The organism is Achromobacter spanius (assembly GCF_003994415.1).
GTDB classification, from domain to species: Bacteria; Pseudomonadota; Gammaproteobacteria; order Burkholderiales; family Burkholderiaceae_B; genus Achromobacter; species Achromobacter spanius_C.
This window is the reverse complement of sequence record NZ_CP034689.1, coordinates 3667065-3680526: the sequence shown is the minus strand read 5'-3', so window position 1 is coordinate 3680526 and position 13462 is coordinate 3667065. Positions and strand designations below refer to the sequence as shown.

Genomic DNA, 13462 nt, shown 5'->3' with positions numbered 1-13462 from the left:
TCGCCATGCAATACGTGTTGATCAGCTCCTGCCTGTTAGGCAACCCCGTGCGCTATGACGGACGCGCGGTGCCCAACGATGACGCCGTCCTGGCTCGCTGGCGCGAGGAAGGGCGGGTCGTGTCGGTGTGTCCGGAAGTCGCGGGCGGCATGGCTACCCCGCGCCCGCCCGCCGAGATCGAGCCGGGCAAGCGGGCCGCCGATGTGTTGGCCGGCGGCGCGCGCGTGATTGCCGTGACAGGAGACGACGTCACCCAGCCATTCGTGCAAGGCGGCCATGCGGCCTTGTCCGTGGCGCGACAGCGCGGCATTCGCATCGCGGTGCTGAAAGAAGGCAGCCCGTCGTGTGGTAGCGGCTATGTGTATGACGGCCATTACTCGGGTCAGCGAAAAAAGGGCGTGGGCATCACGGCCGAATTGCTGATCGGCGCCGGCGTGCAGGTCTTCAGCGAAAAGCAATGGGCCGAGGCCGACGCTTGCCTGGCAGAGTTGGATGCTCAAGATGTGGATTAGCGCGGGAGCCGTGGTGTTGGCGCTGCTGGCCATTGCGGCCTGGGGCGCGCGCGTTGCAGGGCGATCGGGCGGGAAGGGCGCCGCGCGCCACCCGTGGCGGGCGCGCGTCAGCGCCGTACTGTGCCTGGGGCTGTCCGCCTTCTTCTACTACGCCTGGTATGCGTTCTATTGGAAGTGGGACTTCAACGAATTAGGTCGCTATTACGATCCCGTGGACCAAGTGGTCTATACGTCGTCAGGCTTTGTCTGGGTGTTGCCGGCCACGGCATCGCTGATCGCCGGGCTGGCGCTGGCGTGGCGCGGTTGGCGGCACCGTGCGCGCTGACACGCTTTATTGACTTCGGTAACCCCGGCTGGTCATGCACGAATCCAGCGAATGGTTGTACGAATCCACCATCACTTGCGTCGTCCATTGCGAAATGGTGGCCGGGTTATAGCCGCTTTGATTCATGGCCCAACGCTGGCAATCGGTGGTGGCGCTGACCTTGGGCGCGGCCTCGTACTGCACGGGCGCGTATTGCGGCTGCGATTCAAGCTGCGATTGCGGTTGCGCATAGGCAACGGACGGCTCGGCATACACAGGCGGCGCGTCATAGACGGGCGCGGCATAGATCGGCGGGCTCGTGTAGGCAATGCCCGGCGAGGCGTAGACGCTGGTCTGCGCATAACTGGGGCCAGAGTTCGCCGCCAGCAATAGGCCAACGGCGGCCAGCGCAAAGGCGCCGCCTATCCACCAACCGTCCGAACTGCTGCCGCCGCCGCCATGGTGGTGATAGCCACCGCCGTTGTAATAGCCACCGTGGTAACCGCCGCCGCCCCACCCACCGCCACGACCGCCCGCCATCGCGGGCGCACCTGCAACGGCAAGCGCCACCGTCACGGCAATCAGTCGGCCTGTAAACCGTTTCATGATCTTGCTCCTGTCCGCCTGGCACGGGCATATTTGAAATGCGCCATGGCGATAGCGTTACTTTACTGCTGCGCAGGCATCAAGAGTTGTTGCAAAAGCTACCGGCATTTCAAGTGACTTCAAGGGGTTTCAACGCGGCTGGGGAACGTATTGGGACGCATAAGAATCGGCACTTGTCGGGAAATTGCGACGGCTTTGTTTCAGTAATTTGTAAGCGTTTGGGCGCGCCCCTTGGAAAGCCCCGAAATACCGTGACATTGCGTTGCGGGAAGGCCATGCGAACTAGTAGCGCAAAGCCATGAAGCAGGGTACTTTCTCGCGATGATGACGGCACGACCCCCTTCTTTATCGCAAGACAAGCGTCTCACCAAAGGTGAACGCACCCGTTTACAGCTTTTGCAAGTTGCCGCCGCGGAGTTCGCCGAACGCGGATTCCAGCACACCCGGATCAGCGACATCGTTGCCCGGGCCGGCGTGACGCAGCCTGTCTTTTATCAATACTTCTCAAGCAAGCAAGCGGCCTACGACGAGCTGGTCGGCATGTTCGCGCAGCGCTTGCGCCAGGCGATCAGCCAGGCGCGTGTGCCGGCAGGTCTGGATGGTGCCGAACTGGTTGATCGCATTCGTGGCGGCATCCTGGGCCTGCTGGCCATCTTGCAGGAAGATCCCAACCTGACCCGCATCGGCTTCTTTCAAGTGGCGGCGGCCGAAGCGTTGAAGGACGAATTGGTGGCGATGATCGCTGACAACATTCGCGCCGAACAGCAGGCGGGTTTGTTTCGCCCGGAGATTTCGGCGGACTGGTTTGCGCAGTCGTTGATGGGCATCATCGAACGCTTCACCCGCCAGATGCCGGACGCGGCGCAGCAACAGGCGCTAGCGGAGTTCATCACAGACCTGCTGCTGGATGGCATCCGCCACCCTCAACGACAAGCCTCGTAGACGGAGGCTTTTTTGGGCCATTGCCCGCGCGGTCAGCCGGACGCATTCGTGTCGGGCGTGGCCTGGATGTGCAGGGTCTGCGTGTCGAAGTCGATGAACACCTTGTGGCTGCGCAGGAAATCCATGCCAATCAATCCGTCGAATGGCACGCCTGCCATGGGGACGACGAGAACGTCCAGGTCGTCCAGCGGCATACCGTGAGATTCGGGACGCGTCAGCCGCCAGATGCCGCAGTGCGTGTCCTCGGCTTGTTTGCCGGCGCAGGGCGACGGCCGCTGGGTGAAGATAGCTGCGTCGTCGCGCAGTATCGACGTGCTGGCGCCGGTGTCCAGCGAGAAGCGTATCGGGATGCCATCGGCGTGTAGCGTGATCACGATTCCCTCGTCGTCGTAGACAAACGGAACGTGCTGCCAGGAAGACAGGTCCGGGCGCTCCATGCCACCGCGTTCGTACAACAGCAGGCGTTGCTGCGCCATATCCAGCAGCATGTTGCGCGAGGACAGGGCGCCCAGTCCGATGACGCCAGCGTTCAACGATTCTGGCGCGGGCATGCGGTCGTCATCGTTGATGCGCAGCCCCCAGTCGTAATGCAGGGCGCCCGCGACGGGACCGAGTTTTGCGGTGTCCAGATAGACGTCGGGGGCAATCAATTGCCGCACCTGGAAGATTTTCCCGGTCACGTCGGTCCGGCGTTCTTGCCTGCCCGTCAGGAACACCCCGGTCTCGGGGGTGATCAGGGTTTCGGGCACGGTGATGCCAATCTGACCGCCCGTGTCCAGCATCAAATCCGTCTTGACCGTGCCAAGCGTCACGCTGATAAACGGCACGCCGAGATCATCGGCGATCTTGACGGGGATGACGGTGGGGGATGCAAGGCTTGCGCCGCAAGCAAATAGCAGCGCTGCGGTAACGGTCCAACGGCAATAGGACAAAGCACGTTTCCTGGTTTTAAATGCACAGTGCGGGCATTTGACAGCAGAAGCGGGCTAATGTCGAATTTTCTCTGTCTGTTGAGAACCAATTCGGGTGGTGCGTAGGATGGGTGTAGCGCGCCAAGGCCATCGCAAGAACACAAAAATCGACCGCGCGAAACCCATCAAGCAACGGTTGAGTTCGACACGACGTTCGCCACAACGCAACGGCTGCATGATGGGTTACGCGCGAAAGGAATCGGGTTTCTTTTTCCGACCTTCGCGCGCTACACCCATCCTACGAAGCGGCACCGTAGGATGGGTGTAGCGCGGCATGTCGGTGAAAAAAGCGCCGACACGCAACGCGCGAAACCCATCAAGCAACGGTTGAGTTCGACACGACGTCTGCCACAACGCAGCGGCTGCATGATGGGTTTCGCGCGAAATGTATGGACCGGGGACATGGGTGACACATGTTCGGGGACATGGGTAACACATAGGTTTTTATCCTATTGGCGTGCTCTGAGGTCGATCTGTTGGACAATTTGTACAGGAAGACGACATCGAGCACGCCGTCTTGCGAGGAGGGTCTGACCGCGACCGGCAGACCCGCCATTCCCTCTCCGACGAAGACGACGCGTCCGTTCACAATGATCTGCCCCTTGGTCCTGACCTTGAGCACTCGATCGCCCGGCTCGTATTCGATCGGAGGCAACGAGGCAGGATAGCGACGAGGGCTAGGTCTATATCTCGACAGGGGCGGCATCTGCCCCAACGCCTGGTGGGGCCGGACGTGGTTGTATTGTTCACGCCACTGATCCATGGCTTGCTGGCAGTCCAGCAGACTGCTAAACCCCCGGGCCTGGATCAACTCGCGCTTGAGCGTTCGATGCAGGCGTTCTAGCTTGCCCTGGGTTTGCGGGTGGCGAGGACGACTGTGGCTGATACGCACACCCAGCCGCATGAGCCAAACCTCCAGGCCTGTCAGCCCCAGGCCGCGCACCGATGCCCAGGATGGGCCGTTATCCGCGGTGATCCGTTCGGGCAATCCGTAACGGCGAAATACAGCCTTCAGGTGCTGCTGCACGGTTTTGCTGCGCTCATCGCCACAAGCCTGGATGCACAGGGCGTAGCGTGAGTGATCGTCCAATAGCGTCAGCGGATGGCACCGTCCCTGACGCGCGTCGGTCAGGGCAAAGTGCCCCTTGAAGTCCATCTGCCACAACAGGTTTGGCGCCTCATGCTCAAAGCGCTGGTTCGCCAGCCCGACGTTCGAGTCCTCGCCTTGGACCCGATAGCCATGTCGTCGCAAAATTGCCGAGATGGTACTGGGCGCGGGCACCGTAGTCGGCCCAAGCAGCGCCCGCAACTTGCGAGGCCCCCAGTACGGGTAACGCTTGTGCAGGTCGATCACCTGCGCTTCGATTTGCTCACACGTGCGCCCAGGACTATTGCCTGGCCTGCGAGACAGATCTTGCAACCCAGCCTGGCCGTTCCGCTCGTAGCGGCCCAACCACTTGTAGGCGGTCTTGGCGCTGATATCGAAACGCCGGCAAAGCTCCCGTACATTGCTGCCCGGTTGCAGGGCAAGCTGAACGAACTCCATTCGGCAGGACATAAGGCTTGACTCCTTCCACGGCATCGCTCGCTCCTAAAAACGACCATACCGTGATGCTAGAAGTGTTACCTATGTCCCCGAACACCCGTTACCCATGTCCCCGGGCCATACACGCGAAAGGAATCGGGTTTCTTTTTCCGACCTTCGCGCGCTACACCCATCCTACGAAGCGGCACCGTAGGATGGGTGTAGCGCGGCATGTCGGTGAAAAAAGCGCCGACACGCAACGCGCGAAACCCATCAAGCAACGGTTGAGTTCGACACGACGTCTGCCACAACGCAGCGGCTGCATGATGGGTTTCGCGCGAAAGGAATCGGGTTTCTTTTTTCGACCTTCGCGCGCTACACCCATCCTACGAAGCGGCACCGTAGGATGGGTGTGGCGCGGCATGTCGGTGAAAAAAGCGTCGACACGCAACGCGCGAAACCCATCAAGCAACGGTTGAGTTCGACACGACGTTCGCCACAACGCAGCGGCTGCATGATGGGTTTCGCGCGAAAGGAATCGGGTCTCTTTTTCCGACCTTCGCGCGCTACACCCATCCTACGAAGCGGCACCGTAGGATGGGTGTAGCGCAACGCGTGCAACCATCAAGCATCCTTCTCCCGCGATACCGCCGGCGTTCCCCCCGCGCCCAAATCCCAATACAAGCCCGTCATCAACCCCAGCGCTTGCCGCAGCAGCTCCGGCGGCAGGTGCTCATTCGGCGCGTGCTGCGAACATCCAGGATACGAATGCGGGACCCATATCGTGCGCAGGCCCAGCACGTCCGTGAAAATATCATTCGGCAATGACCCGCCCAAATTCGGCAGCAGCGCCGTCTTCTGCCCCGACGTGCGTTCCAGCGAATCCACCGCCCAGCGCACCCAGGCGTCGTCGGGGTCAATCCGCGTGGCGCGGAACATGGATTCGCGTGTCAGCGCAATCTTCACCATAGGAAAGCCCTCGCGATCCAGATGGCGGCGCAGCGCGGGAATAAGATCGTCCGGGTCCACGCCCACCACAAAGCGCAGTTGGCAACGCGCCCAGGCACGCGGTGGGATCGCGTTGACAGGCGTTTCCGGGTTGCCGGTTTTATACGCCAGCACTTCAAACGAGCACCAGCCAAAAACCCGTTCCGCCGGCGACAGGCCGGGTTCGCCCCATTCCGGTTCAATCTCGGGGCCGTCCGTGCCGCCATCCACCTGGCAATCCGCCAGCGCGCGGCGCACCGCGTCGGGTAATTCCGCGGGCACCCATTCCTTGATACGGATCTGGCCGGTGGGCGACACAATCGTGGAAATGGCATGCGCCAACTGAATGCCGGGGTTGGAAATCAGCCCGCCCCAATTGCCCGAATGGTGCCCGCCCGCACGCGCCTCGATCGACAGATCAAAGTTCAGGCTACCGCGCGCGCCCAGAAAGATGGTGGGCCGTTGGGGCGCCAGGCGCGGGCCGTCGGACGCAATCAGCAGGTCGGCCGCCAGCATGTCGCGATGCTCGGCACACAGTTCCCGCAAGCCCATCGACCCGGTCTCTTCGCCCATCTCTATCAAGTACTTGGCGTTGAAGCCCAGCTTGCCGCGCGTTTCCAGCACCAGCCGCAGCGCTTCCATATTGATGGTGTGCTGCCCCTTGTTGTCGGCGATGCCACGGCCGTACCAGCGGCCTTCGGCCTCGGTCAGCGTCCACGGCGACAAGCCTTCCTTCCATTCCTTTTCCAAGCCCCGGATGACGTCGCCATGCCCGTAGCCCAGCACGGTGGGCAGGCTCGCGTCTTCAATCCGTTCGGCATAAAGGAAAGGCGCCAGCGCCTTGGGATGCGTCAAGGTGCGGCAGGTGAAACCCAGCGCCTCGAACGCGGGGCGGATTTCCGATTCCAGGTAGTCCGCCAGCACGGCGGCGCGTTCCGGGTTCTGGCTTTCCGTGGGCAGCGCCAGCCGGCGCGCCAGCAGCGCGCGGAAGGCGCCAGAATCAAAACAGTGTTCCGCCTGGGCGATGGCTTGCTCGCGGCTCATGATGGTTGGACTCCGGTCAGGGTAGGGGAAACGGGGGAAGACACGGCGGGGTACAGATGGCAGGCCACCACGGATTCGTCGCGCAAGGTCAATGCCGGCCGTTCGGTCTTGCATTGCGCCATCGCGTACTGGCAGCGTGGGTGAAAGGGGCAGCCCGGCGGCGGGTTTAGCGGGTCGGGAAACGACAGCCCCAAGCCCATGTCCGGAATGCCCAGCCCGGGCTCGGGCGTCAGCACCGACGCCAGCAAGGCCTGCGTGTACGGGTGGCGCGGGTCGTGGAACAGTTTGGCGGTGTCGGCGGATTCCACCACGCGGCCCAGATACATCACCGCCACGTGCGTGGCAATGTGCTCCACCACCGCCAGGTTGTGGCTGATGAAGACATAGGTCAGGTTGAATTCGCGGCGCAGGTCCATCAGCAGGTTCATGATCTGCGCCTGCACCGACACATCCAGCGCGGACGTCGGCTCGTCGCAAATCACGATCTCGGGGTTCATGACCAGCGCCCGCGCAATCGCCACCCGCTGGCGCTGCCCGCCCGACAACTGCCCCGGCGTGTTGTGCGCCAGGCGCGGCGGCAGGCCCACGCGCTCCAGCATTTCAATGGCCTTGTGCAGCTTGGGGTTGGGGATGCCGTGCACCTCCAGCGGCAGCGACACGATGGACGCAATGGAACGGCGCGGGTTCAAGGACGAATACGGATCCTGAAAAATCGGCTGCACACGGCGGGCCAGCGCGCGCCGGTCCATCTGACTGATGTCTTGCCCGTCCAGCTTGATCACGCCCGCGCTGGGCGGCGTCAGCCCCAGCAGCATGCGCGCCAGCGTGGATTTTCCGCAGCCCGATTCGCCCACGATGCCCAGCACCGCGCCGCGTTCCACCGCCAGGTCCACGCCATTGACCGCGTGCAAGGTGCTGCGCGGGCGGAACATGCCCGAGCGGATGGAAAACTGCCGGCTGACGGCTTCAGCTTGCAAGAGCGCGCTCATGCCGGAACTCCTTCTTCTTGGCGGATGCAGCGCCATTGCTGGTGCGGCGGATGGCCGTACACAGGGACCGTGTCGCGGCATTGCGGCTGCACATACTGGCAGCGGTCGGCGAAGGCGCAGCCGCGCAGGTCGCCCACCAGCGACGGCACCACGCCGGGTATGGTGCCCAGCGATTCGCCGGGCGGGGTGCGGCCGGGCACGGGAATACAGCCCAGCAGCCCCTGCGTATACGGATGACGCGGCGTGGCGAAGATGTCTTTCACCGGGCCTTCCTCGACGATCTGCCCGGCATACATCACCGCAACCTGCTGCGCAATGCGCGCCACCACGCCCAGGTCGTGGGTGATCAGCACCATCGCGATGCCCAGCTCGGCTTGCAGGTCGGCCAGCAAGCGCAGGATCTGCGCCTGGATGGTGACGTCCAGCGCGGTGCTGGGCTCGTCGGCAATCAGCAATTCCGGGCCGCACATAAGCGCCATCGCGATCATCACGCGCTGGCGCAGGCCGCCCGACAACTGATGCGGATACTGCGTCAGGCGCTGTCCGGCCGAGGCAATGCCCACTTTCTCCAGCAGTTCCACGGCGCGGTCGCGCGCCTGCTGCTGGCTGGCATGACGGTGATGGATGTAGTGCTCGGTCAGTTGTTCGCCGATGGCGTACGCCGGGTTCAGCGCCGTCATCGGTTCCTGGAAGATCATCGCCATCTTGCTGCCGCGCAGTGCGTTGATGCGGCGGCCGCGCGCGGCGGACAGGTCTTCGCCCAGCACCGCCAGGCGGCGCGTCGTGCGCTTGGCGGCCTTGGGCAGCAAGCCCATGATGGCCAGCGAGGTCATCGACTTGCCGCAGCCCGACTCACCCACGAGGCACAGCGTTTCGCCGCGCCTGACCTGGAACGACACGTCGCGCACCGCATGCAGCGGCCCGCGTGGCGTGGCGATGTCCACCGTCAGCCCTTGTACGTCCAGAACAATTTCTTTTTCGTTCATGGTCAGGCCCTCTCTTCAGGCGTCAGCAGTTGATGCAGCCCGTCGCCGGCCAGATTGATCGCAAAGATCAACAGCGCCAACGCCGACCCCGGAATGGCGATCAGCCAGAACGAGAAGAACATATAGGCCTTGGCTTCCGAAATCATCAGCCCCCAGGACGGCAGCGGCGGCTGCACGCCCAGGCCCAGGAACGACAGCGAGGCCTCCAGCAGAATGGCGCTGGCGGCTTCCAGCGTGGCAATCACGATCAGTTGCGGCACCACATTGGGCAGCACTTCGCCCCACACGATGCGCCAGGTGGACGCGCCCGCGGCCTGCGCCGCCGCCACGTATTCCAACGACCGCACCTGCTGCGTGGCGCTGCGCATGACGACGGCGTAGCGGTCCCATTTCAGCAGGCCCAGCACCAGGATGACGACCCACAGCGAGCCGCCCACGATGGCCACGGTAGCCAGCGCCACCAGAATCACAGGCATCGACAAACGCGTTGTGATCAGGAACGACACGGCCATGTCGACCTTGCCGCCGAAGTACCCGGCGGCCATGCCCATGGCGGTGCCGATGATTCCCGAAATCAGCGCCACGCTGATGCCGATCAACAGCGAGATACGGGCCCCGTAGAACAGGCGCGACATATAGTCGCGGCCCAACTGGTCGGTGCCCAGCGGATGCAGCCAGGTGCCTTTTTCGTACCAGACGGGCGGCGCGGTGCGGTAGGCCAGGTCCTGGAAGTAGGGGTCGTGCGGAGATATCCACGGCGCCAGCAGCGCAATCAGCACAATGATCAGCAGGATGCCGCCGCCCGCCAGCAAGGCCTTGTTGCGGCGCAGCCGGCGCCAGCGCAAGGTGGCGGCGGTGAGTTCCATGGGCGCGGGGGCGCCCGGAACCGTAGGGGTGAGGATAGGCGTAGTCATGTCAGGACACCCGGATGCGCGGATCAAGCCACGCGTTGGCGATATCGGCGGCAAGCGTCAGCAGCACATACAGCACGGACAGCAGCAGCACGATCAGCTGCATCACCGGAAAGTCCTTGTACGTAATGCTTTGGTAGGCCAGGTAGCCCAGCCCGTCCAGCGCGAAGATGGTTTCAATGACGACCGAGCCGCCCAGCAGGTAGCCCAACTGCACGGCGGCAAGCGCCACCACGGGCACGATGGCGTTGCGCAGCGCGTGCTTGAAGATGATCTTGCGGGCCGGCAGGCCCTTGGCGCGCGCGGTGCGGATGTAGTCGGCGCCTAGCACCTCGATCATGCCGGCGCGTATCAGCCGCATGAAGGCGGGCGCCACGTAGTAGCCCAGCGCAATGGCGGGCATCACGAAGTGCTGCCAGGTGCCGCTGCCCGATACCGGCAGGATGCGCAGCGAGATCGAGAACAGCATGATCAGGATCAGCGCGAAAAAGAAATTCGGCAGCGCCTGGCCCAGCACCGCGATGGCCAGACAGGCGCGGTCGATCACGCTGCCCTTGTAGATGGCGGCCAGCACGCCCAGCGGAATCGAGATAAACAGCGCGAAGCCCAGCGCGCCCATGCCCAGCATCAAGGTGGTCTTGAGCTTGGACCAAATCAGCGGGCCGGCGTCGGTCTTGAAGTACACAGACGTACCGAAATCGCCTTGCGCAATATGCCAGAGCCAATCGGCATACTGCACCACCAGCGGCCGGTCCAGCCCGTAGGTCTTGCGGATCATGTCGATGTCGGCCTGGCGCGCGCCTTCGCCCGCCAGGGCCAGGGCGGGGTCGCCCGACAGGTGCAGCAGCAGGAACGCCAGGACCGATACGGTCAGCGCCACCAGCGCCGCCAGGCCCAGACGCCTGATCGTGAAATACAGCATAGGACTTCCTCTAACGTGTCAGCACGCCGGGCGCGCATTACGCACGCCCGGCGCCAAGCCTGCGCCTTACTTCCAGCTCATGTCCCAGAAGCGGACGAGTTCGTCCGAATAGGGCTTGAAGTTCACGTCCTTGGTGGCAACGTAGTAGGCGGGCAGCGTCCACAGCGGCACCGCGTACGCCTTCTCCGCAATCAGGTCCAGCGCTTCCTTGTAGGCCGCTTTGCGCGGCTTGGCCTCGATGGTGTGGTCACCCTTGTTGAGCAGGTCGCGCACCTTGGGGTCGCGGGTGATGTCGTCGTTGCCGAAGGCAAAGTACACGGGCGTGGACGCCGACACATCGTTCACCAGGTTGGAGCCCCAGGTCTGGTGCGTCAGCGACGCCTTGTTGGCGCGGATCATGTCGCGCATGGCGGCGTACTGCAAAAAGTTCAGCTTGGCGCGGATGCCCACGGCACGCAGGTAATTGATGATGGCTTCCGTCTGGTTGCGCTCGCGGTAGGCCACGATGTCGATGTCGAAACCGTCGGGGTAGCCCGCTTCGGCCAGCAGCTTCTTGGACAGCGCCGGGTCGTACTTGTAGGTGGGCGCGCCATCTTGTGTGCAACCCACTTGCGAGGGGGTGCAGATGGTGTTGATGAGCCCGCCGCCTTCACCCACGATGTTCTTCAGCATGGATTCGCGGTCGATCGCGTGGATGATGGCCTTGCGCACGCGCTCGTCTTTCAGTTGCGGCGCGGGCGTGCCTTCCTTGATGTTCATCTGCATGAACACGATGCGCATGGTGTTGCCGGTGACCATCTGCAGGTTCGGTATCTGGCCCAGCTGTTCGGCCTGGTCCTTGGGCACGCTCATGATCAGGTCTTCGCCACCCGAGATGACTTCAGCCATCTGCGTCTGGCGGTCAGGAATGAAGCGGATGACGACCTTGCCGATCTTCGGCTGCGCCTTGGGCGAATCCTTGAAGTACTCGGTGTTGCGTTCCAGCGTGATGGACTTGCCCGGCTGGTAGTCCACCACCTTGTACGGGCCAGAGCCCACCGGCTTGGCGTTCATGCCCTGGGGGCCGACTTCCTTGTAGTACTTGGCCGGGTGGATGGCCACGGTGGTGGACAGGTATTCCTTGGCGGCAGGGAAGGGCGCCTTGGTGGTCAGGCGCACCTTGTACTTGTCGATTTTTTCGACCTTGTCGATCCACGACACGTTTTGCTGCGTGACGGCCTTGTTCTTCGGGTCGGCCACATAGTTCAGCGTGTACACGACCGAGTCCGCGTCGAACTCTTCGCCGTTGTGGAATTTCACGCCTTGGCGCAGCTCGAATTCCATCGTCTTGTCATCGATCTGCTTCCAGCTCTTGGCCAGTTGCCCCCGGTACTCGTTGGAGACGGGGTCGTGGTAGAGCAGCGTGTCCCAGACGTTGGCGGCAATGATGACGCCGATCCGCACATTGTTGAAGTACGGGTCCACGCTTTCCGGCGCCTGGTCATAGGCCATGCGCAAGGTGTCGTCCTTCTTGCCGGCCAGCGCGGGCTGGGCCGTAAGCGTGGCGCAGGCCAGGAGGGCGGCGGCAACCGCGCGCATCGGGGTGATGCGGCGGGCGCGCAAGACGGGGGCAAAGGCAGGGTGCTGCGGTGTGAAGCGACTATCAGCCATGGTGAAGGCTCCTGTGGAAGGCACTACAAGTACTGCGTATCCAACGTCTCGCTCCGGGTCGCGCCACCCTGTTTTTATCGTTATCGTCCTTGCGCCGGGAGGGCAGGCTCAACCAGATTTGGACGATTGCGCGGGCGGGGGCGCCGCATCGGGGTTCAGGCTTTTCAGCGCGGCCTCGCACTTGCGCTGCAAGTGCTGCCGCATGATGCCCGCCAGCCGGTCCGCGTCGCGCGCGTCCAGGGCCTCGGCCATCTCGATGTGTTCACGCATGGCCAAGTCCCACTTCTGCCGGTTCTCGTTCGACACGAAACGCAGGTTCTGGATGCGCGCGTTCTGCGCGTCGTACAACTGCTTTAGCAGGCTGTTGTGCGAAGCCAGACTGATGCGTTCGTGGATCTCGCGGTTCGTGTGGAAGTAGGTAGGCAGGTCGTGGCGCGCGTGGCTGGCCATCATTTCGTAGGTCAGCGCGCGGATCTCGGCAATTTCAAGGTCGGTGGCGCGTTCGCACGCCAGCCGGCAAGACATGGCTTCCAGGCCGCCGATGACTTCGAAGGCCTCGCGGATGTTGGCTTCCGACAGCGCCACGACTTGCGCGCCGCGGTTGGGTTCGATCTGCACCAGGCCTTCGGCCGCCAATACGCGGAAGGCTTCACGCAAGGGGGTGCGTGACACGCCCAGCAAGTCGCACAAGGCGCGTTCGTTCAAGCGGGAACCGGGGGGGAATTCACCTTGGATGATGCGTTCGCGCAGCGCGCTGGCAACCGTGCCGGGCAGCGTGCGGCCGTTGCTGGCGGCGCGTGGCGCGGCGGGCGCGGCGGGCGCGGCGGCGTTTGGCAACGCGTCGGGCATGGCGGAATCGGCGCGTGCCGACCTGGCCAAATCCGGCATCAGGCTAGGATTGCTGCTCATTGGTATACCAACATTTCCCCGTGTTTTTTTGCACTATAAACCTGTCGCCGCGACTTCAATCATGGGTGTATACCCTAGGTTATCGATGCAAAAACAATGGGATAGAGTGGCGCATGCTGCAAGTCCGCGTGCTCGGCCCCGGCCGTTTCAAACGCCGTGTTAAACGCCGCGCTTCTTTCACTGGTATACAAAAAATTCCACCCT

At 63.2% G+C, this 13462-nt stretch carries 14 protein-coding genes and 1 pseudogene; 3 read left to right on the top strand and 12 right to left on the bottom strand.

Annotated elements, in window-relative coordinates; genetic code table 11:
• Positions 1–5 precede the first annotated feature (5 nt).
• Entirely contained in the window at positions 6–512 is a 507-nt protein-coding gene (locus ELS24_RS16735; RefSeq protein WP_127184756.1) for a DUF523 domain-containing protein, read from the top strand.
• Entirely contained in the window at positions 502–837 is a 336-nt protein-coding gene (locus tag ELS24_RS16730) for a hypothetical protein (protein WP_127184755.1), read from the top strand. Before ELS24_RS16735 ends, ELS24_RS16730 begins: the two co-directional genes overlap by 11 nt.
• 6 nt (positions 838–843) lie before the next feature.
• Here ELS24_RS16730 and ELS24_RS16725 read toward each other — a convergent pair whose 3' ends face one another.
• The gene (locus tag ELS24_RS16725; RefSeq protein ID WP_127184754.1) at positions 844–1422 is read right to left on the bottom strand and encodes a hypothetical protein; all 579 of its coding nucleotides are present in this window, start codon (positions 1420–1422) and stop codon (positions 844–846) included.
• A gap of 321 nt (positions 1423–1743) precedes the next feature.
• Between ELS24_RS16725 and ELS24_RS16720 the strand changes: the two genes are divergently transcribed.
• On the top strand, positions 1744–2364 hold the full coding sequence (locus ELS24_RS16720) for a TetR/AcrR family transcriptional regulator (protein WP_127184753.1): 621 nt from the start codon (positions 1744–1746) through the stop codon (positions 2362–2364).
• Positions 2365–2396: 32 nt separating this feature from the next.
• Here the strand turns inward: ELS24_RS16720 and ELS24_RS16715 are convergent, their stop codons facing one another.
• The 11 genes and pseudogenes from ELS24_RS16715 to ELS24_RS16670 all read right to left on the bottom strand — a co-directional run bounded on the left by ELS24_RS16715 (position 2397) and on the right by ELS24_RS16670 (position 13258).
• Complete coding sequence (locus ELS24_RS16715; RefSeq protein WP_127184752.1) at positions 2397–3296, bottom strand: hypothetical protein; 900 nt, start codon at positions 3294–3296, stop codon at positions 2397–2399.
• A gap of 526 nt (positions 3297–3822) precedes the next feature.
• Positions 3823–4917: pseudogene (locus ELS24_RS16710) on the bottom strand (IS481 family transposase); the annotation flags it as partial.
• Between the two features lie 216 nt (positions 4918–5133).
• A complete protein-coding gene (locus ELS24_RS31735) occupies positions 5134–5208 on the bottom strand; it encodes a hypothetical protein (protein WP_127186369.1) in 75 nt (24 codons plus the stop codon).
• Positions 5209–5324: 116 nt separating this feature from the next.
• On the bottom strand, positions 5325–5399 hold the full coding sequence (locus tag ELS24_RS31730; RefSeq protein ID WP_428839703.1) for a hypothetical protein: 75 nt from the start codon (positions 5397–5399) through the stop codon (positions 5325–5327).
• A gap of 85 nt (positions 5400–5484) precedes the next feature.
• Positions 5485–6891 (bottom strand): M20 family metallopeptidase, encoded by a 1407-nt coding sequence (locus tag ELS24_RS16700; protein WP_127184751.1) that lies wholly within the window; start codon positions 6889–6891, stop codon positions 5485–5487.
• Positions 6888–7880, bottom strand: a complete 993-nt coding sequence (locus ELS24_RS16695) for an ABC transporter ATP-binding protein (RefSeq protein ID WP_050446620.1) — start codon at positions 7878–7880, stop codon at positions 6888–6890. Before ELS24_RS16695 ends, ELS24_RS16700 begins: the two co-directional genes overlap by 4 nt.
• Positions 7877–8866 (bottom strand): ABC transporter ATP-binding protein, encoded by a 990-nt coding sequence (locus ELS24_RS16690; protein WP_127184750.1) that lies wholly within the window; start codon positions 8864–8866, stop codon positions 7877–7879. Before ELS24_RS16690 ends, ELS24_RS16695 begins: the two co-directional genes overlap by 4 nt.
• A gap of 2 nt (positions 8867–8868) precedes the next feature.
• Positions 8869–9780 carry an ABC transporter permease gene (locus tag ELS24_RS16685; RefSeq protein ID WP_127184749.1) on the bottom strand — a complete coding sequence of 304 codons (912 nt, stop codon included), beginning with the start codon at positions 9778–9780 and terminating at the stop codon, positions 8869–8871.
• 1 nt (position 9781) lies between these two features.
• A complete protein-coding gene (locus ELS24_RS16680; RefSeq protein ID WP_050446616.1) occupies positions 9782–10699 on the bottom strand; it encodes an ABC transporter permease in 918 nt (305 codons plus the stop codon).
• A gap of 66 nt (positions 10700–10765) precedes the next feature.
• Positions 10766–12349, bottom strand: coding sequence for an ABC transporter substrate-binding protein (locus tag ELS24_RS16675; protein WP_127184748.1), 1584 nt, complete (start codon positions 12347–12349; stop codon positions 10766–10768).
• Positions 12350–12457: 108 nt separating this feature from the next.
• Complete coding sequence (locus ELS24_RS16670; protein WP_428839644.1) at positions 12458–13258, bottom strand: GntR family transcriptional regulator; 801 nt, start codon at positions 13256–13258, stop codon at positions 12458–12460.
• Between the last annotated feature and the right edge of the window lie 204 nt (positions 13259–13462).